The sequence below is a fragment of the Streptomyces sp. NPDC092370 genome (assembly GCF_044755265.1).
Lineage (GTDB): Bacteria > Actinomycetota > Actinomycetes > Streptomycetales > Streptomycetaceae > Streptomyces.
Map to the genome: position 1 here is coordinate 350,186 of NZ_JBIVQO010000005.1, position 17,759 is coordinate 367,944.

Here is a 17,759-nt window from a genome sequence, read left to right on the forward strand (position 1 = left end):
CGCAGGATCCCCTCATGACCGAGAAACCCGTCTCCCTCGCCCACGCCCTGGCCTCCTTCACCGAGCAGTGGAGCCCTCGCATCGTCACCGCCGTCAACGACTACGACGTCCGCCTCGCCAAGGTCGAGGGCGAGCACGTCTGGCACGTCCACGACCACACCGACGAGTTCTTCCTCGTGCTCGACGGCGAACTGCACATCGGTCTGCGGGAGGCGGCGGGCGAGCGCACGGTCGAACTGCCCAAGGGCAGCGTCTTCACGGTTCCGCGCGGCACCGAGCACAAGCCGTACGCCCCGGTCCCCACGGCGATCCTCATGTTCGAACCGACGGGCACCCTCACGGTGGGCGACCGGCACGACGACGTCCCGGACCACGTGGATGCCACGACGGGACATGCGCTGGGCTGAGGGCTGGTCCCGGACCGTCTGGTGCCGACGGCGCGCAAGACCTCCTGGAGCGTTGCTCCAGGAGGCACCCGAGCCGCGCATTCCCTACCCGCCAGGGCGGGGAGGATTCACATTCAAACCCCGTACCCGTCGCTGTAGCCGTCGCGGCGGTGGTGGTGTGCCGCCGGGTCTTCGACGACCTGCGTCGTGGGGGGCACGACCACGCGCCGACGCCGGGCGATGCTGCTGAACGTGGTGACGCCGATCAGTCCGACGATCATCAGGATGATGCCGACCAGGTCGAGGTTGACCCCCTGCATGTCCCAGTCGGTCGCGAACGTGAGGATGGCTCCCACGGCGATGAGGATGATGCATCCGCCGAGGCCCATGAGTGTCGCCTCCCTGTACGGTCCGGTCGTTCCGGTCCCGGAACACCGGGTACCCCCGTGGCGAACACCCATGCGGTAAGGCTCCGTTCTACCTCTCCAGGAACGCCGCCAGGGCGCCCGCGAGGAGGAACGGATCGTCGGCGCCGCACAGTTCGCGGACGCTGTGCATCGACAGGATGGCCACGCCGATGTCGACGGTCTTGATGCCGTGCCGGGCGGCGGTGATCGGGCCGATCGTGGTGCCGCAGGGCATGGAGTTGTTGGAGACGAAGGACTGGAAGGGCACGTCGGCCGCCTCACAGGCCGCCGTGAACTCGGCGCGGCCCGAACCGTCCGTGGCGTAGCGGTTGTTGACGTTGACCTTGAGGATCGGGCCGCCGTTGACACGCGGGTGGTGCGTCGGGTCGTGCCGCTCCGCGTAGTTGGGGTGGACGGCGTGACCGGTGTCGGAGGACAGGCAGACCGTGCCGGCGAAGGCGCGGGCCCGGTCCTCGTAGGAGCCGCCGCGGGCGAACACCGAGCGCTCCAGCACGTTGCCGAGCAGCGGCCCGTCCGCGCCGGTGTCCGACTGGGAGCCGTTCTCCTCGTGGTCGAAGGCGGCCAGGACCGGGATGGAGGCTGGCTGTGACGACGACGAGGCGACGGCCGCGAGGGCCGCGGTGCCCGCGTGCACCGAGAGCAGGTTGTCCATGCGCGGCCCGGCCAGGAGCTCGCGGTCGCGGCCCAGGTAGGCGGGCGGTTCCACGGAGTGCGTCATGAGGTCCCAGCCGGTGACCTCGCCCGCCGGGATGCCGGCCGTCTCCTCCAGGAAGGCGATCAGGTCGCCGTCGCGGACGTCGCGGCCGAGGCCCCACACCGGCTGCAGGTGCCGCTGCTTGTCGAGCTTGAGGCCGTCGGCCGTCACCGAGCGGTCCAAGTGGATGGCGAGCTGCGGGACCCGCAGCAGCGGCCGGTCGACGTTGACCAGGTGCGTCGAGCCGTCGCGCAGGGTCAGCCGGCCCGCGAGGCCCAGATCGCGGTCCAGCCAGGAGTTGAGCAGCGGTCCGCCGTAGATCTCCACGGCCACCTGGCGCCAGCCGTGCGCCCCGCTGTCGGGGAGCGGCTTGACGCGCAGATTGGGGGAGTCGGTGTGGGCGCCGACGATGCGGAACGGTGTGTGGGGCGCGGCGCCCTCCGGCACGTACCAGGCGATGATCGCGCCGCCGCGCAGCACGTACCTGCCACCGCTTCCCGCGGCGGAAGCCGCTGATGTCACCGCGTCCCACGCGTCCGTCTCGGCGACCTGCCGGAAGCCCGCCTTCTCCAGCCGTTCGGCGGCGGTGGCCACGGCGTGGTACGGCGTGGGGCTCGCCGCCAGGAAGGTCATGAGGTCGTCGGTGTGGCCGCGGTCGAAGCGGGCTCGTTCGGTCATGGCTTCACCTTAACGAGAGGGCCCGTTCCCCTGAGTGGGGAACGGGCCCTCGTCAAAGGACGTGAGGGGCCTAGAACGCGGCCTCGTCCAGCTCCATCAGGTCCAGCTCGACGCCCTCGGCGACCTTGCGGGCCAGGGTGACGCCCGGCAGGACGTTCGCGGCGAAGAACTTGGCCGCGGCGATCTTGCCGGTGTAGAAGGCCTTGTCCTTGGCGGAGGCGGTCTCCAGCTTCTCGGCGGCGATCGCGGCGCCCTTGAGCAGCAGGTAGCCGACGACGACGTCACCGGAGGCCATCAGCAGGCGGGTGGTGTTGAGCCCGACCTTGTAGATGTTCTTGACGTCCTGCTCGGTGGCCGCGAGGTCGGTCAGCATCAGGCCGACGATGGCCTCCAGCTCGACGGCGGCCTTGGCGAGGTGCTCGCGGGCACCGGCCAGCTCCTCGCCGCCCGTGCCGAGGGCGAGGAACTTCTTGATGTCCTCGGCGAGGGAGTTCAGCGCGGCGCCCTGGTTGCGGACGATCTTCCGGAAGAAGAAGTCCTGGCCCTGGATGGCCGTGGTGCCCTCGTAGAGGGTGTCGATCTTGGAGTCCCGGATGTACTGCTCGATCGGGTACTCCTGGAGGAAGCCGGAGCCGCCGAACGTCTGCAACGACTGGGAGAGCAGCTCGTAGCCCTTCTCGGAGCCGTAGCCCTTGACGATGGGCAGGAGCAGGTCGTTCAGCGCGTGCTCGGTGGCGGCGTCCTCGCCGGCGGCCTCCTTGATCTGGATCGCGTCCTGGATCGAGGCGGTGTACATCACCAGGGCGCGCATGCCCTCCGCGTACGCCTTCTGCGTGATCAGCGAACGGCGCACGTCGGGGTGGTGGGTGATGGTGACCTTCGGCGCGGTCTTGTCCATGAAGTTCGCCAGGTCGGGGCCCTGGACGCGCTCCTTGGCGTACTCCAGCGCGTTCAGGTAGCCCGTGGACAGCGTGGAGATCGCCTTCGTGCCGACCATCATGCGGGCGAACTCGATGATGCGGAACATCTGGCGGATGCCGTCGTGCTTGTCGCCGATCAGCCAGCCCTTGGCGGGGTGCTGGTCGCCGAAGGTCATCTCGCAGGTGTTGGAGGCCTTCAGGCCCATCTTGTGCTCGACGTTCGTGGCGTAGACGCCGTTGCGCTCGCCCAGCTCGCCGGTCTCGAAGTCGAAGAGGTACTTCGGGACGAGGAAGAGGGACAGGCCCTTGGTGCCGGGGCCGGCGCCCTCGGGGCGGGCGAGGACGTAGTGGAGGATGTTCTCCGACATGTCGTGCTCACCGGAGGTGATGAAGCGCTTCACGCCCTCGATGTGCCAGGAGCCGTCCTCCTGCTGCACGGCCTTGGTGCGGCCGGCGCCCACGTCGGAGCCCGCGTCGGGCTCGGTGAGCACCATCGTGGAGCCCCACTGCTTCTCCGTGGCGACCTTCGCTATGTGCTTCTGGACCTCGTTGCCCTCCTCGAAGAGGATGCCGGCGAAGGCCGGGCCCGAGGAGTACATCCACACGGCCGGGTTGGCGCCCAGGATCAGCTCGGCGTAGGCCCAGATCAGGGAGCGGGGCGCGGTGGTGCCGCCGATCTCCTCGGGCAGGCCGAGGCGCCAGTACTCGGAGTCCATGAAGGCCTGGTAGCTCTTCTTGAAGGACGCGGGGACCGGCGCGGTGTTGGTCTGCGGGTCGAAGACCGGCGGGTTGCGGTCGGCGTCGATGAAGGATTCGGCCAGCTCGTTCTCCGAGAGGCGGGTCATCTCCTCCAGGATGCTCTTCGCGGTCTCGACGTCCGTCTCCTCGAACGGGCCGGTGCCGTACACCTTGTCGCGCCCGAGTACTTCGAAGAGGTTGAACTCGATGTCGCGGAGATTCGACTTGTAGTGCCCCATGGCGACGGCTCCCGGCTCCCTAGAGAGATCGGCGAGGCACTGGCTCCTCGCGCAGTTCACGTACCAACAAGTAGCTACGATGATGCTACCCGTCAGTAATAAGGCGCAACCCCGTCCGGCCATCTGTGACAGGTCACACCGGAACGGTCAAGGCCGCGGTGTAGCCGTCCGCCGTGCTGCCCGTCATCCTCGCCAGTTGCCGCTCGTGTCCGTCGCCGAAGACGCCGTCGTCCTGCGGTGACAGACCGCTCAGGTTCCGCACGCTGTCGCCGTAGCCGTCCGTGGCGTAGACCGCCTCGCAGGCGTCCTTCGGGAAGGCGAGCTGCGAGGTGTTCGTGATCGACGTGGCCGCGGTGGCGTCGGCCAGGCTGCCGAACACCTCGAAATGGACGTGTGGCCAGCGGCCCGGGTAGCAGCCGGGAAAGATGCTCGTGAACGTGACCCGGCCCTGGTCGTCCGTCTCCTGCACGCCCCGCAGGTAGTTCTCCTCGGTGACGCCCTCGGAGTACAGGGAGTAGGCACCGTCCCGGTCGCAGTGCCACAGGTAGACGGCGGCACCCTCCTTCGGCGTCCCGCAGCCGGAGGCCGCCTCCACCACGGTGAGGGTGATCGTCAGGGGAACGCCCTCGGCCGTGCCGCCCGCGGATTCGCCGAAGCTGCTGGTGATGTCGCTGCGGACGACCCCGCTCTCCTTCAGGACGTTCACACCGTTCGAGCCGTCGCCGGGGAAGGGCCCGGCCGTCTCCTCGGGGATCTTTGCGCATCCCGCGGACGAGGAGGGGGACGCCGAGGTCTTCTCCCGCGGTGTGCAGCCCACCAGCGGGACGAGGCCCGCGCCCGCCATCAGCCGGATCATCCGGCGGCGGGCCGGCTCGGGGAGGTCGTGGGCGAGGCCCCTGTCGTGCTCGTGCGGGCCCTTGTCGTGGCGTCCGGTCATGACACGACGCTACGGGCGGTGGCCGCGGCGATCCACGCAGCGGACGCTGTCGACTCGCTGTCGGTTCGCCGGGAGGGCCGTACCGGCCCGCCGCCCCATCCGCTCTCGGTACGCTTGCGCTCATGTACGGCTACGACCAGACAGCGGGCCCGCAAGGGCAGTACGCCCCTCCGCAGCAGCCGATGTCCGGCGGGTACGGGCAGCAGCCGCCGCTGTACCCCGAGCCGTCCCCGCCCTCCCTCACGGACGCGGTGCGGGCGTTCACCACCGGGCAGATGGCCGCCGAGGACTTCCAGCAGGTCTTCGCGACGTCGAAGGTCTACTGCCCGCGCGGCGACAACCCCGGCTTCCTCGCGCTGCACAACACCCAGCAGCCGGTGATCCCGATGTTCAGCACCCTCAAGGAGCTGCGCCGGTACGCCGGCAAGGAGTCCAAGTACTTCGTGATCACCGGCGCCGAGGTGCTGGACCTGCTGCCGACCGGCTACGGCTTCGTCCTCGACATGGAGGGCGATCACCGCATGGTGTTCGACGCGAAGGCCGTGGAGCAGATGGTCGAGTTCGCGATGCGCCGGATGTACGGCTAGGGCCTGTCGTCCTTGGGCAGCCGTAGCGCCAGGCCGTGGAGGACGACCTCCAGGCCGTAGGCGAACTCCTCGTCGCGCCAGTTGGCCGTCACCCCCGTAGCGGGGGTGACGGCCTTTCGTCATGCCGGTCCGCCGTGTTTCGCTGCGCCGTCGCCCCGTCGGGAATGCCCTCCCGGATTTCTCTGTTCTGGGTGGCAGAAAGTTCAACGCTCAACTAAACTGGGTGTACACGAGGAGGAACCGACATGCCTGCAGTGACCGTCGAGAACCCGTTGACGCTGCCCCGCGTGACCGCGTCTGCCGATGCCGTGGCACGTCCCGTGCTCGCCGTCACGACCGCTCCCAGCGGTTTCGAAGGCGAGGGCTTCCCGGTGCGCCGGGCGTTCGCGGGGATCAACTACCGCCATCTCGACCCGTTCATCATGATGGACCAGATGGGCGAGGTGGAGTACGCGCCGGGCGAGCCCAAGGGCACGCCGTGGCACCCGCACCGGGGCTTCGAGACCGTCACCTACATCATCGACGGGATCTTCGACCACCAGGACTCCAACGGCGGTGGCGGCACCATCACCGACGGGGACACCCAGTGGATGACCGCGGGCTCGGGTCTGCTGCACATCGAGGCCCCACCCGAGCATCTCGTCGTGTCCGGCGGGCTCTTCCACGGCCTGCAGCTGTGGGTGAACCTCCCGGCCAAGGACAAGATGATGGCCCCGCGCTACCAGGACATTCGCGGCGGCTCCGTCCAGCTGCTCAGCACCCCCGACGGCGGCGCGCTGCTGCGGGTCATCGCCGGTGAACTGGACGGGCACCAGGGGCCCGGCATCACGCACACGCCGATCACGATGATCCACGCGACGGTGGCTCCGGGGGCGGAGCTGACCCTGCCGTGGCGCGAGGACTTCAACGGCCTGGCGTACGTCATGGCCGGCCGCGGCAGCGTCGGCACCGAGCGCCGCCCGGTGCACATGGGGCAGACGGCCGTCTTCGGCGCGGGCTCCTCGCTGACCGTCCGCGCGGACGAGAAGCAGGACTCCCACACGCCCGACCTCGAGGTCGTCCTGCTCGGTGGACAGCCCATCCGCGAGCCCATGGCCCACTACGGCCCGTTCGTGATGAACACCAGGGAAGAGCTTCAGCAGGCCTTCGAGGACTTCCAGAAGGGCCGCCTGGGCACGGTCCCGGCCGTGCACGGCATGACCGCGAGCGGTCCGCAGGACTGACGCGGGTCACCCCGCCTCGGAGTTCTCCCAGGTGGTGACGTCCATGGTGATGGACGACAGGCCCTCACCGTTCTTCTGCCAGCCGAGGACGGTGAGGGCGGCGACCCGGTTCTCGTCGGTGAGCACGCACGCGGTGAGTCCCCTGCGGACGTTCTTCTGATCGATGGTGAACCCGAACCGGGTGGCCGCGGCGCAGCTCTCGGCGGTCGCCGCGCCGTCCACGGTGGCGAGGTCGCCGCTGGCGCCGCCGAGGGTCCAGCCATTGCCGTTCGACGGCATGGTGAAGGTGATGTCGGAGAACTGCTTGGTGAAGTCGAGGTCCACACTCGACCCGGACCGCAGCACCACCTTGCGGTGCTCCCGCACCACCGCCGCTCCCGCTCCGCCGTCGGCCGCAGGAGTCGCGCCGCCGGGCGGTGAAGCGGCCGGGCCGGACGCGGCGGGCGTGGGATCCGTGGTGCCGCCCGTGGTCGCGGCCGTCGTGTTCGTGTCCGACGTCGCGCCGGCGCCGGACGTCACGCTCGTACCCGGCCCGGCCCCCGTGCCGCCGGCATCGCCCTGATCGTCGAGCAACCGGTAGGCGACCACGCCCCCGGCCGCCACCAGGGCGAGCGCCACCACGGCGGTGGCGGGACCCTTGTAGGAGAGGCGACCCAGTTTGACGTGGGTGGAGGGGTCGCGTTGGCCGCTGCCCTCGTACGACACCGAGAACGAGGACCTCTTGTCCCGGTCTTCCCGGGATGCGGACTTGCCCATGCGACTTCCTTGCCTGCGGTCGGGTTTCGGCCAGGGCACTCATCGTGCAGGCGGGGCGGGGGACGCCGTCGTCACTCACCCGGCGGTCACGCGAAAGGGTGGATTGGTGTCGATCGTGTTGACGCCGGTGTGGTGGTGGGGCCGCTCCAGCGACCAGACCCGTCACAGCGACCAGGAGCAGCAGACCCAGCGGCCAGGTGCAGGACCGGCGACCGGGCCGGTCACAGCGACCAGGAGCAGCAGACCCAGCGGCCAGGAGCAGGACTGGCGACCGGGCCGGTCACAGTGACCAGGAGCAGCAGACCCAGCGGCCAGGAGCAGGACCGGCGACCGGGCCGGTCACAGCGACCAGGTACCGCCGCCCGAGCCGTCCACCGACTCATAGAGCTCGAACCAGATGCTCTTTCCCTCGCCACGCGGCTCCACCCCCCAGGCGTGCGCGAGCAGTTCGATCAGCACCAGGCCGCGGCCGGAGGACGCCAGCTCCCCGGGGCTGCGCTTGTGCGGCAGGTCGTCGCCGGCGTCCGAAACCTCGATCCGCAGGCGCCGCTCACCCACCCCGCCCGTGATCTCTGCGACCAGCAGCGCGTCGGAGTCGGTGTGCACGAGGACGTTGGTCAGCAGCTCGGACAGCAGCAGCACGGCCGAGTCGACCTGGTCCGGCGAGGTCCAGTCGTGCAGCAGCTCCCGCATCTGCTGCCGGGCGACCGCGACCCGCTCGGGCTCGGCCTGCGCGACGGTCAGCACCGAGCGGCGCACCGGAGGCCGTACGACCATCGAGTCCCCGCACCCGCAGCCGTCACCGTCCCGGCTCAGCAGCAGCATCGCGATGTCGTCCTCGCGCCGGTCCGCGAGCGGGCCGGTGGTGTGGTGCGAGGACGGCCCGTGCACGGCCTGCACCAACGCGTCGGCGAGTTCCTCCAGGTCGCCCCTGTGGTCCTCAAGGATCACGCGCAGCCGCCGCCAGCCGGTGTCCAGGTCGTGGCCGCCGGTCTCGATCAGGCCGTCCGTGCAGATCAGCATCGTCTCGCCGGCTTCCAGCGTGAGCCGGGTCGTGGGGTAGTCGGCGTCCGGGTCGATGCCCAGCGGCAGGCCGCCCGACGTCGGCCGGGTCAGCACCGTGCCGTCGGCCATCCGGATCGCCGGGTCCGGGTGCCCGGCGCGGGCGATGTCCAGCACCCCGGTCGTCGGGTCGACCTCGACGTACACACAGGTCGCGAAGCGCGGGTCGGCCGGGTCCTCGTCGCTGATGCCGTGCAGGAAACGGGAGGCGCGTGAGAGCACCGCGTCCGGCCGGTGCCCCTCCGAGGCGTAGGCCCGCAGGGCGATCCGCAACTGGCCCATCAGCCCCGCCGCCCGTACGTCATGGCCCTGGACGTCGCCGATGACCAGGGCGAACCGCCCGCTGGGCAGCGGGATCACGTCGTACCAGTCGCCGCCGACCTGGAGCCCGCCGCCGGTGGGGACGTAGCGGGCGGCGACGCTCATGCCCGGGATGCGCTGCGGGCCGAGCTTGGGCAGCATCGTGCGCTGGAGCCCGTCGGTCAGCGCCCGCTCGCTCTCGGCCAGGCCCGCCCGGGTCAGGGCCTGGGCCAGCATCCGCGCCACCGTCGCCAGCACGGAGCGCTCGTCCGGGGTGAACGCGACCGGGTAGGTGAACGCCGCCATCCACGCGCCCATCGTGCGCCCGGCCACGGTCAGCGGCAGGAACGCCCAGGAGTGGCGTCCGAAGCGCTCGGCGAGCGGCCAGGTCAGCGGATAGCGGGCCTTGTACTGCTCGGCGGAGGACAGATAGACGGCCCGGCCGGTCCGCACCACCTCGGCGGCCGGGTAGTCCGTGTCCAGCGGCATCTCCGAGAAAGGGCTCTCGGTGCCTCGCTGCTGCCCGTGGTGGCCGATGACCGTCAGGTGATCGCCCGAGACGCCGAACACCGCCAGTCCGTCCGGCGAGAACCCGGGCATCGACAGATTCGCCGTCACCCGCAGGACCTCCTGGGTGGAGCGCGCCTCGGCCAGCGCCCGGCCCGCGTCCAGCAGGAACGCCTCCCGCGAGCGCCGCCAGTCCCCGGTGACGGCGCTGCGCCCGGCCAGAGTGCCCGGCGTCGGCTCGGTGACCTCCTGAAGGGTGCCGATCAGCCGGTACGCCTTACGGACCCGGTCGAAGGACGGCTTGGAGCGGCTGCGGACGACCCGGACGACCCGGCCCTGCTCGTCCATGATCCGGACCCGCACCTCGGCGAGGGTGCCCTCGGCGACGGCGAGCTGGACCACGCCGGTGATCTCGTTCCAGTCGACCGGGTGCAGCCGGGCCCGGGCCTGGGCTTGCGTGAGGCTGGTCTGCTCGGCGGGCAGCCCGAGCAGCCGGGCCGCCTCGGCGTCGACCGTGACCAGCCCGGTGGCGGTGTCCCAGTGCCACAGGCCGGTCGCGAGGGCTGCGAGAGCCTCCCCCACGGCGGGCAGAGGCTCGCCAGTGCGCATTGCCCTACTTTAAGAAGACGCGGTCGCCCGCTGCCACCGATCGTGGACGTGTGCGCCAACGACGGTGGGTGCGTGCTCGATCGATAACTGTGGAGAGCCGATCTTCGCCTGCCCGGTACGCTGGGGACCAGTTTCACGTGAAACACAGACCCCGATCAGCGAAGACTGGATGAACGACGATGCATCGGTACAGGTCCCACACCTGCGGCGAGCTCCGCTCCTCTGACGTCGGCAGCGACGTCCGGCTGAGTGGCTGGCTGCACAATCGGCGCGACCTGGGCGGCATCCTCTTCATCGATCTGCGCGATCACTACGGCATCACGCAGCTCGTGGCCCGCCCCGGCACGCCCTCCTACGACGCTCTCGACAAGCTCTCCAAGGAGTCGACCGTCCGTGTCGACGGCAAGGTCGTCTCCCGGGGCGCCGAGAACATCAACCCCGAGCTGCCGACCGGTGAGATCGAGGTCGAGGTGGGCGAGGTCGAGCTGCTCGGTGCCGCTCAGCCGCTGCCCTTCACGATCAACACCGAGGACGGGGTCAACGAGGAGCGGCGCCTGGAGTACCGCTTCCTGGACCTGCGCCGCGAGCGCATGCACCGCAACATCCTGCTGCGCACGTCGGTCATCTCGGCGATCCGCCACAAGATGACGGCGCTGGGCTTCAATGAGATGGCCACGCCGATCCTCTCGGCGACCTCCCCCGAGGGCGCCCGCGACTTCGTCGTCCCGTCCCGGCTGAACCCGGGCAAGTTCTACGCCCTTCCCCAGGCGCCCCAGCAGTTCAAGCAGCTGCTGATGATCTCCGGCTTCGACCGCTACTTCCAGATCGCGCCCTGCTTCCGTGACGAGGACGCGCGTGCCGACCGCTCGCCGGGCGAGTTCTACCAGCTCGACATCGAGATGAGCTTCGTCGAGCAGGAGGACGTCTTCCAGCCCGTCGAGAAGCTCATGACCGAGCTCTTCGAGGAGTTCGGCAAGGGCCGCCACGTCACCTCGCCGTTCCCGCGGATCCCGTTCCGCGAGGCGATGCTGAAGTACGGCTCCGACAAGCCCGACCTGCGTGCCCAGCTCGAACTCGTCGACATCACCGACATCTTCGAGGGCTCGGAGTTCAAGGCGTTCGCCGGCAAGCACGTACGGGCCCTGCCCGTGCCGGACGTCTCCGGCCAGCCCCGCAAGTTCTTCGACCAGCTCGGCGACTACGCCGTCTCGCAGGGCGCCAAGGGCCTGGCCTGGGTCCGGGTCGGCGAGGACGGCTCGCTGTCCGGCCCGATCGCGAAGTTCCTCACCGAGGAGAACGTCGCCGAGCTCACCAAGCGCCTGTCGCTCGCGGCCGGCCACGCGGTCTTCTTCGGCGCGGGCGAGTTCGACGAGGTCTCCAAGATCATGGGTGCGGTGCGGGTGGAAGCCGCCAAGCGTGCCGGGCACTTCGAGGAGAACGTCTTCCGGTTCTGCTGGATCGTCGACTTCCCGATGTACGAGAAGGACGAGGAGACCGGCGCGATCGACTTCTCGCACAACCCGTTCTCCATGCCGCAGGGCGGTCTGGAAGCCCTTCAGAGCCAGGACCCGCTGGACATCCTCGGCTGGCAGTACGACATCGTGTGCAACGGCGTCGAGCTGTCCTCCGGCGCGATCCGGAACCACGAGCCGGAGATCATGCTCAAGGCCTTCGAGATCGCCGGGTACGACCGCGAGACCGTCGAGGAGAAGTTCGCCGGCATGCTGCGCGCCTTCCGCTTCGGCGCCCCGCCGCACGGCGGCATCGCCCCGGGCGTCGACCGCATCGTCATGCTGCTCGCCGACGAGCCCAACATCCGCGAGACCATCGCCTTCCCGCTCAACGGCAACGCCCAGGACCTGATGATGGGCGCGCCGACGGAGCTGGAGGAGGCGCGGCTGAAGGAGCTGCACCTGTCGGTGCGCAAGCCGCAGCCGAAGTAGGCGATCCCTCGGAAGTGGCTCGGAACCGTCGCCGGTTCCGAGCCACTTTCGTACCCAGGACTCCTAGCTCGAGGAGCTCACGGACGACGAGCGCTACCTGCGGGAGCGTACGAGAGCGTGGATGCGGTCGCTGTGGAACACGTGCAGTGGACCCGCTACCACGTGGACGATCGCGGTCTGGGTGGGGGCAGCGCCCCACCGGCCAACTGGTGTCAGGGCATCATCCCTGGGCCAGGCCGACTTGGACGGCGTACGCGGCGCTGCGGGGGCAATGGCCCGCGGCTACTTCCATTCCGCGGGCCTCGTCGTGAGGACGCTGCTGCTAGGGGAGCGGCATGCTCGGTCGGCAGGATGCGACGTACCAGACGGTGTGCAAATCTGACGGAAAGGGTCTGAACGGGTGGTGTGAGGAGGAGCGGTATGGACGCCGAGAGGATGAGGCAACGGGCCAGGGAGATGGCTGGCCAACTACGGCAGAGGCACCCGGCTGAGCAGAAGAGCAAAGGGCGGCACAAGGCCGGGACTCATCGTGGCGGGCTCCTGGAGACCCAGATGAAAAAGCTGCAGGAGCGCCGTCACCGGAGCCGGTGACTCGGCAGGCAGTCGCAGGTTGGGGGGGGGTGGGCCGGTTGCACTGATGAGAGGCGCCGCGGACTTTCCTTGTCGACCAGCGGCCCGAAGGTGGCTGGGTATCTGTGGCTCGAGTCGTCATGCCTGTGACCGACCAGTGTCCGGGTGCTCCATCGGTCGATAGCCGCAGGGGCTGTGGTGGACGGGTGATGGTCCCGGTGCTGCCTAGAGCGGAGTCCTGCGGATACCCGAGTGTCATGGCACGGACAGTAGATGCGGACGGAAACACGGGACCTGAGCCGGAGCCGGACGGCCATGACACGGCCGTTGGACCGGACGAGGAGGTGGAGGAGCGGGCTCCGGACGCGCCGACCGAGCTTCCCAAGCGATCCTGGTGGGCGGTGCTGAAGGGAACCCTGAAGGAATTCAAGGACGACGAGCTCGCAGACCGGGCTGCGGCCCTGACCTATTACGGGGTGCTGTCCCTGTTCCCGGCGTTGCTGGTGTTGGTGTCGCTGCTGGGTATCTCGGGGCAGTCGGCGACACAGCAGGTGATGGACAACATCAACAAGCTGGCGCCGGGTTCGGCGCGCACCATCATCAGCAATGCCGTGAAGCAGTTGCAGGGCAACGGCGGTGTTGGTTCCATCATGGCGGTCGTGGGTCTGGCGCTCGCCGTGTGGTCGGCCTCGGGCTATGTCGCCGCCTTCATCCGTACCTCCAACGCCGTGTACGACATGCCGGAGGGGCGCCCTGTGTGGAAGGTGCTGCCGGTCCGGCTGGGTGTGACGGTGGCGCTGCTGGTCCTGGCGGTGATCAGTGCCCTGATCGTTGTGTTCACCGGCGCCTTGGCGCGTCAGGTGGGCACCGCGCTGGGCCTGGGGAACGCGGCGCTGACAGCATGGTCGATCGCGAAATGGCCAGTCCTGGTGGTCTTGGTCACGATCATGATCGCAATCCTGTTCTGGGCGACGCCCAACGTGAAGGGGCGCGGCTTCAAGTGGGTCACACCGGGCAGCTTCCTTGCCCTGCTGGTGTGGATGGTCGCCTCCGCCGGCTTCGCGTTCTACGTCTCCAACTTCGCCTCATACAACAAGACGTACGGCACTCTGGCGGGAGTGATCGTCTTCCTGGTGTGGCTGTGGATCAGCAACATCGCGATCCTGCTCGGCCTGGAATTCGACGCCGAGATGGCCCGCCAGCGGGCGGTCGCCGGTGGTCTGCCGGAGACGCAGGAGCCGTACGTCCCGCCCCGGGACACCCGCAAGTGGTCGCAGGAGGAACGACGCCGTCTCGCCTGAGGCAACGTGCCGCCCAAAGGTCGGGCGCTGTGCGCGTGTGCATGTTCGCCGTGCGTGCTCGGGGGGCATAGCGCTTGACCGAGTAGCGTGCTTCGCAGCAGCTGACCGAGCTGGTGTGCGGGAGATGCGGCTGGCGCAGGCCGAGATGAAGGAAAAGGACAAGCGATACGCAAGGGCGGCGGGCTGTTCGTCGGCGGCGTTGTGGGCACGCTCACCCTGCAGGCCCTGCCGGTGTGGCACGCGGCCGTGCTCCTCCGTACTCGGTCTGGTGGGTGGCGCGCCGACGCTGGACAGCACCGCACACTGCACCGTCGGCACGGCGGGGCGTTTGTCAGAGTTTGCGGGTGTCGCGGGGCTCGACGTAGGGCTCTTCGCCGGGAGGGTGGCCGCTGTCGATGGCCCGGGCGCGTTCGAGTTCGGCGTTGAACTCCAGGCCGAGCAGGATGGCGATGTTGGAGATCCACATCCAGATCAGGAAGATGATGATCGCGGCCATGCTGCCGTAGGTCTTGTTGTAGCTGCCGAAGTTCGCCACGTAGAAGGCGAACGCGGCGGAGGCGATGAGCCAGATGACGATGGCGATGAGGCTGCCGGGGCTGACCCACCGGAACTTGCGTTTGACGTTGGGGGCCGCCCAGTACAGCAGGGCGACGATCGCGGCGAAGAGCAGGACCATAACGGGCCATTTGGCGATGTTCCACACCGTGATGAAGGTGTTGCCCAGGCCGAGGACCTGGCCGGTCTTCTTGGCCAGGGTGCCGGTGAAGACCACGCCGATGGCCATGGCGGCGAGCAGCACCACGACGATGAGGGTGATGATCAGCCGGGTGGGGATGGTCTTCCAGACGGGCCGGCCCTCGCCGATGTCGTAGACGGCGTTGGATGCGCGCATGAACGCGGCGATGTACCCGGAAGCCGACCACAAGGCCAGCGCGATTCCGATGATCAGCGCGATGCTTGCCCCGCCCTGGTTTCCCTCCAGCTGTGTAAGGGCGTTGTTGAGGATGTCGCGGGCGGCGCCGGGCGCGAGACTGCCGAGGTTGTCGATCATCGGTTTGATCGTTGCGCTGCCCAGCAGCCCGAGGAGCGAGACCAGGGCGAGCAGGGCGGGAAAGATCGCCAGGACGCCGTAGTAGGTCAGGGCGGCCGCCCAGTCGGTGAGGTTGTCCTCCTTGAATTCCTTCAGGGTCCGTTTGAAGACGCCTCCCCAGGACCCTTTGGGCAGGTCGGTCGGCTTCTTTGCAGGCTCAGTCGGGTGCCCGTCCAGGCGGGAGGTCTCGTCGCGATCGTTGCGGTGGCGGTCCATGGCTCACCCCTTCTGATCGGTGCCGCCGCACCAGGAGCGAAATCCGGGGCGGTGCGGCGGTCACGGGTGGTCACATGGCGCCGGGAGGCTGCTGCCGGGCGTCGTCGGCTACCTGTCGGCCGGCCTGCCGGGCCTGCTCCGTGACCTGCCCGGCCTGCTCGCTTGTCTCCTCCTTGGTGGTGCGAACAGCTTCCGCAGTGGTGTTCTTGACCTCCTGGGCGGCCTGCTTGGCCGTCTTGGTGGCGTCCTCCTTCACGTGCTGCGCGGACTCCACCGCCGCCTGCTTGACGGACTCGATCGCCTCACCGGCCTTCTCCGACAGCTGGGAGGCTGCCTGCTCCTCAGCCTGCGAGGTGGGCAGCAGCGAGGCGGCCAGCAGCCCGGTGCCGAAGGCGATCAGTCCGGCCGCCAGCGGATTACCCTGCGTCTGCCTCACCGCCTGCTCTGGCGCACTGCTGACTGCTTCGCCGACCTGCCCGGCCGTCTGGCGCATCGTGTCCGCGGCCTGGCCGACGCTGTCCTGGACGGAGGCTGCGGCCTGCTGAGTGCGGCCCCCGGCGTTCTGCGTGGTCGCGGAAGCGGTGCCCATGACGCGCTGGCGCGCGCCGGAGACCGCGCTGCGGACTCGATCGGTGCGGCGGCGCACGATCCGTCCCGGGCTGGTGCGGTCGGCCAGCCGGTCGACGTTCTCCGGCAGGCGCTCGCGGGTCGCCTCGATCTCGTTTCTCACTTGGTCGGGTGACGTGCCCATTGCGCGTCCTCCTTCAGCGTCTCCACGGTCTGCTCCGGCTTCGGGGACACCTCCCGCATCCGGGAGCGGCCCATCACGAACAGCACTGCCGCGATCCCCGCCCACACTGCGGTGACGATCAAGGCTGCCCATCCGGTGTCCATCACATTGGCCAGGGCGAACATCGCCGCGAGCGAGGCGAACAGCGCGACCATGTATCCGCCGAACCCGGCTCCGCCGTACAGTCCGGCGGCCTTGCCGGCCTTGCCGGCCTCCTCACGGATCTCGGCCTTGGCCAGCTCCACCTCCTGCCGGAAGAGCGTCTGAATGTCCGAGGTCACCTCCGACAACAGCTCTCCGACCGAAGAGTCCTGACCCCGCGGCTCCGGCGCCATCGATGACATGTCACACCTCCGGGTAGGCCCGCGGTTCCGGCTGCACGGCCCCTCTCGGGTAGGGCTGCGGCTCCGGTTGTATGGTCCTTTCGGGCACCCCCGGGTAACCGTGGTACTCCGGCCGTACGACCCCCTCGGGCGCCCCTGGCGACCCAACGCCCTGATCCTGCGACCCCTGGCCGGACTGCGCCTTGCTGCCGGCCTTGGCCATCCTGCCGACCGCGAACCCCGCCAGCGCCGCCCCTGCCAGGAACGTCCCCGGCCGACGCCGCGCGAATCCCTTCAGGTCCTCGGTCATGCCTTCCACACCGTGCTCGTCCAGGTAGTCCGCCGCCCGGTGGCCACCATCCGCAGCCTTAGACACCAGGGTGCGGGTCGGGGAGTCGTCGGGGGCGTTGCGCGCCATCTCCGCCAGATCGTCCGCCCACTGGTGCACTGTCTCGGCCGCACGCCGCGTCTGGCCCTCCACCTCCTCGGTGACACGGCCCCGGAGGTCGCCAACGGCGCTTCCGGCCTGGCGGCGCGCCTCCCCAGCTACCGTCTTGGCCTGCTCCAGCGCGGTGCCCGCCACCTCGCCGGCGGCTTCCCTGGCCTGGCCGGCTGTGGCCGATGCCTGCTCCTTCGCCGTCTGTCCGGCCGCCTGTCCACGCCCGGCCCCGCCCACATCGGACTCAGTACTCATGGTCCTCACCCTCATCTCCGGGGCGCGGACGGCCTCCAGGCTTCGGTGAAGGACGTCCGGGGGACATCGCTGCACCCCCACGGTTGGCATCTCTCAGCTCGGTGAGGGCCTTACCACGCCCGTGTGCCTATGTACCGATTGAGGCATTTTTGCGAGTATCCGGGCCATGACACGCGAAACTACCCCTGCATGTGGGCGGGGCGGGACGCGGGCGGCCTTCGGCGCTCGATAGCCGTCATGGCGTGGGCCGCGCGGCAAGGCATGGGGCGTCGAGATCGTGGCACCGCCTGAACGCCAGAAGGATGTCACTGCGGCGCAGAGCTTCGTCAGTGACCTTTTGATCGGCGGTGCGTTGTTGCTGTGACGCGTGCACTTCGCTCCGGTCGCAACACGACGGAACATCGTGTGCGCGCGGCCCCGGCCCCGCCCGGCGTCGGAGCCGCCCTCGACCTACTGATCGGCCAGGACCAGCAAGTCACGACAGTCCTCCGGTTCCGTGACGGTGTGCCCCATCTGCACCAGCAGGCCCGACACCGCAGCCCGCACAATCGCGTGCATGCTGTCGCCCGAGGCACCAGGCTGGTCGTTCGCCAGCGAAGTGAACCCGTCCGAGGCCGTCCATCTCACCAGCACCCCGGCCGCCACCTCCGTCACCGCCAGTCCCGGCTCGCTGTCTTGCGCGTCCTCGTGGACGAGGTGGAAGCCAGCCTGGATCAAGGCATGCCGCACCTGCCCAAGCAGGTCGGACGACACGGATGACACCGAGCC

General features: G+C 69.3%; 16 protein-coding genes. 5 read left to right on the forward strand and 11 right to left on the reverse strand.

What is annotated here, in order from left to right; translation table 11 throughout:
• Window positions 1-14 precede the first annotated feature (14 nt).
• Complete coding sequence (locus ACIQHQ_RS18520) at window positions 15-407, forward strand: cupin domain-containing protein (RefSeq protein WP_402612963.1); 393 nt, start codon at window positions 15-17, stop codon at window positions 405-407.
• Between the two features lie 113 nt (window positions 408-520).
• Here the strand turns inward: ACIQHQ_RS18520 and ACIQHQ_RS18525 are convergent, their stop codons facing one another.
• The 4 genes from ACIQHQ_RS18525 to ACIQHQ_RS18540 form a co-directional block, all read right to left on the reverse strand.
• A complete protein-coding gene (locus ACIQHQ_RS18525; protein ID WP_031137490.1) occupies window positions 521-775 on the reverse strand; it encodes a DUF6458 family protein in 255 nt (84 codons plus the stop codon).
• 88 nt (window positions 776-863) lie between these two features.
• Window positions 864-2,186 (reverse strand): M18 family aminopeptidase, encoded by a 1,323-nt coding sequence (locus ACIQHQ_RS18530; RefSeq protein WP_402612964.1) that lies wholly within the window; start codon window positions 2,184-2,186, stop codon window positions 864-866.
• A 70-nt stretch (window positions 2,187-2,256) separates the two neighbouring features.
• Window positions 2,257-4,083 (reverse strand): acyl-CoA dehydrogenase, encoded by a 1,827-nt coding sequence (locus tag ACIQHQ_RS18535; RefSeq protein ID WP_402612965.1) that lies wholly within the window; start codon window positions 4,081-4,083, stop codon window positions 2,257-2,259.
• Between the two features lie 133 nt (window positions 4,084-4,216).
• Window positions 4,217-5,020: an intradiol ring-cleavage dioxygenase gene (locus ACIQHQ_RS18540; protein WP_402612966.1), complete on the reverse strand. Its 804-nt coding sequence runs from the start codon at window positions 5,018-5,020 to the stop codon at window positions 4,217-4,219.
• A 122-nt stretch (window positions 5,021-5,142) separates the two neighbouring features.
• On the opposite strand from ACIQHQ_RS18540, the gene ACIQHQ_RS18545 reads away from it, so the two are divergent.
• Both ACIQHQ_RS18545 and ACIQHQ_RS18550 read left to right on the forward strand, forming a co-directional pair.
• Entirely contained in the window at window positions 5,143-5,607 is a 465-nt protein-coding gene (locus ACIQHQ_RS18545; RefSeq protein WP_363121359.1) for an SseB family protein, read from the forward strand.
• Between the two features lie 245 nt (window positions 5,608-5,852).
• A complete protein-coding gene (locus ACIQHQ_RS18550; RefSeq protein WP_402612967.1) occupies window positions 5,853-6,830 on the forward strand; it encodes a pirin family protein in 978 nt (325 codons plus the stop codon).
• A gap of 6 nt (window positions 6,831-6,836) precedes the next feature.
• Here the strand turns inward: ACIQHQ_RS18550 and ACIQHQ_RS18555 are convergent, their stop codons facing one another.
• Together ACIQHQ_RS18555 and ACIQHQ_RS18560 are read right to left on the reverse strand one after the other, a co-directional pair.
• On the reverse strand, window positions 6,837-7,586 hold the full coding sequence (locus ACIQHQ_RS18555; RefSeq protein WP_402612968.1) for a hypothetical protein: 750 nt from the start codon (window positions 7,584-7,586) through the stop codon (window positions 6,837-6,839).
• 339 nt (window positions 7,587-7,925) lie between these two features.
• The gene (locus tag ACIQHQ_RS18560; RefSeq protein ID WP_402612969.1) at window positions 7,926-10,064 is read right to left on the reverse strand and encodes a SpoIIE family protein phosphatase; all 2,139 of its coding nucleotides are present in this window, start codon (window positions 10,062-10,064) and stop codon (window positions 7,926-7,928) included.
• Between the two features lie 179 nt (window positions 10,065-10,243).
• Here ACIQHQ_RS18560 and aspS point away from each other — a divergent pair, with 179 nt between their 5' ends.
• Window positions 10,244-12,007 carry an aspartate--tRNA ligase gene (gene aspS / locus ACIQHQ_RS18565; protein ID WP_402612970.1) on the forward strand — a complete coding sequence of 588 codons (1,764 nt, stop codon included), beginning with the start codon at window positions 10,244-10,246 and terminating at the stop codon, window positions 12,005-12,007.
• A gap of 827 nt (window positions 12,008-12,834) precedes the next feature.
• Window positions 12,835-13,878 carry a YihY/virulence factor BrkB family protein gene (locus tag ACIQHQ_RS18570; protein ID WP_402613074.1) on the forward strand — a complete coding sequence of 348 codons (1,044 nt, stop codon included), beginning with the start codon at window positions 12,835-12,837 and terminating at the stop codon, window positions 13,876-13,878.
• A gap of 331 nt (window positions 13,879-14,209) precedes the next feature.
• Here ACIQHQ_RS18570 and ACIQHQ_RS18575 read toward each other — a convergent pair whose 3' ends face one another.
• The 5 genes from ACIQHQ_RS18575 to ACIQHQ_RS18595 all read right to left on the reverse strand — a co-directional run bounded on the left by ACIQHQ_RS18575 (window position 14,210) and on the right by ACIQHQ_RS18595 (window position 17,744).
• Window positions 14,210-15,184 carry a YihY/virulence factor BrkB family protein gene (locus ACIQHQ_RS18575; protein ID WP_402612971.1) on the reverse strand — a complete coding sequence of 325 codons (975 nt, stop codon included), beginning with the start codon at window positions 15,182-15,184 and terminating at the stop codon, window positions 14,210-14,212.
• A 70-nt stretch (window positions 15,185-15,254) separates the two neighbouring features.
• Window positions 15,255-15,935 (reverse strand): DUF3618 domain-containing protein, encoded by a 681-nt coding sequence (locus tag ACIQHQ_RS18580; protein ID WP_402612972.1) that lies wholly within the window; start codon window positions 15,933-15,935, stop codon window positions 15,255-15,257.
• A complete protein-coding gene (locus ACIQHQ_RS18585) occupies window positions 15,911-16,255 on the reverse strand; it encodes a phage holin family protein (protein WP_402612973.1) in 345 nt (114 codons plus the stop codon). The genes ACIQHQ_RS18580 and ACIQHQ_RS18585 overlap by 25 nt, the downstream gene beginning before the upstream one ends.
• Window positions 16,256-16,319: 64 nt before the next feature.
• Window positions 16,320-16,991 (reverse strand): hypothetical protein, encoded by a 672-nt coding sequence (locus tag ACIQHQ_RS18590; RefSeq protein ID WP_402612974.1) that lies wholly within the window; start codon window positions 16,989-16,991, stop codon window positions 16,320-16,322.
• A gap of 450 nt (window positions 16,992-17,441) precedes the next feature.
• Window positions 17,442-17,744, reverse strand: a complete 303-nt coding sequence (locus ACIQHQ_RS18595; protein WP_402612975.1) for a hypothetical protein — start codon at window positions 17,742-17,744, stop codon at window positions 17,442-17,444.
• Between the last annotated feature and the right edge of the window lie 15 nt (window positions 17,745-17,759).